This window comes from Thiolapillus sp. (assembly GCF_048562965.1).
Classification (GTDB): Bacteria; Pseudomonadota; Gammaproteobacteria; order Chromatiales; family Chromatiaceae; genus Thiolapillus; species Thiolapillus brandeum_A.
The window spans coordinates 1-965 of record NZ_JBHNMF010001036.1 but is presented as its reverse complement, the minus strand read 5'-3'; the positions used below and the strand labels follow the sequence as shown (position 1 = coordinate 965).

Sequence of the window (965 nt, the reverse complement as noted above, 5' to 3'; positions counted from 1 at the left end):
ATCACCGCCGATGGGCTTCAGGGGGCTACCTTCTTCCCGGACTTCCCATTTCGTCTGCTGGGGGGTCAGGCGGTAATGGGAAAGCACCAGCCCGGAAAGATCGACCTGTTCGGGCGTCATGAACCAGTGGGAACTGCTCATCGGTTACCTTGCCGATGGACGACTGAATATCAGCAACGCCCTGGCGGAAAACGCCATCCGACCCTTTGCGGTGGGACGCCGGAACTGGCTCTTTGCCGATACGCCACGTGGCGCAAAAGCCAGCGCCACCATCTACAGCCTGATTGAGACGGCCAAGGCCAACGGGCTGGAGCCCTTTGCCTACCTCTACCATGTGCTGCGGCATATCGGTGGGGCCAGTACAGTTGAAGACATCGAAGCGCTTCTACCCTGGAAAACGCCTCTCAAAAAGATGCAAGAGGGCTGATTGTTTGGCGCTTACAAAGAAACTGCGTAACTGTTCAGTCTATTCTGCCGCGATCACCGACATTGGGCCTCATCTACTTCCATACAATCCGGGTTCATGCCCTGAAACAGCAGCCTCAACGCCTGCGTAGCTGACAAGCCACGCTTGCTACACGTCGACAGGCAACTCGAACCCGACAGAAGATCTTTGCCCCTTCCATCGAGCGGAAGCAACCGGAGATTTTCTGTTGCACTTTGGTCATGCGCAGATCGTTCTCACCCTGGTCGTTGGTGAAAGGAGCGCTCTCAATCGTCATGACGCGCAGGACATCGGACTCGAATTTGCGCGTACACTGTTCGGAATCCACCTGCTGTCGTCGGTCATCAGTTTGTCAGCCCTGTTCATCGTCGCCGATCGCCTGCGGCCCGCCAATGGCGACACGACAAGGCGCGAGCATTCAGCGCGGTCGCCTTCTGGTCCCTATTCTTTGCCGCCATGGGGGCTCACCTATGCACCGGGCGCCGAGATCCATACTTTGGTCAGCCCCATTCAGCCCAGA

The 965-nt window shown here is 57.5% G+C and carries 1 protein-coding gene and 2 pseudogenes; 2 read left to right on the top strand and 1 reads right to left on the bottom strand.

The genetic code is table 11. The features are described 5' to 3' along the window. Positions 1-124: 124 nt before the first annotated feature. A pseudogene (locus ACOCD2_RS22110) lies at positions 125-427 on the top strand (transposase domain-containing protein); the annotation flags it as partial. A 53-nt stretch (positions 428-480) separates the two neighbouring features. On the opposite strand, the pseudogene ACOCD2_RS22105 reads toward ACOCD2_RS22110, so the two are convergent. Beyond that, positions 481-752, bottom strand: a pseudogene (locus ACOCD2_RS22105) (IS66 family transposase); the annotation flags it as partial. On the opposite strand from ACOCD2_RS22105, the gene ACOCD2_RS22100 reads away from it, so the two are divergent. Next, on the top strand, positions 654-965 hold a 312-nt coding region (locus ACOCD2_RS22100; protein ID WP_419626130.1), incomplete at its 3' end, for a hypothetical protein. The pseudogene ACOCD2_RS22105 and the gene ACOCD2_RS22100 sit on opposite strands and share 99 nt — an antisense overlap.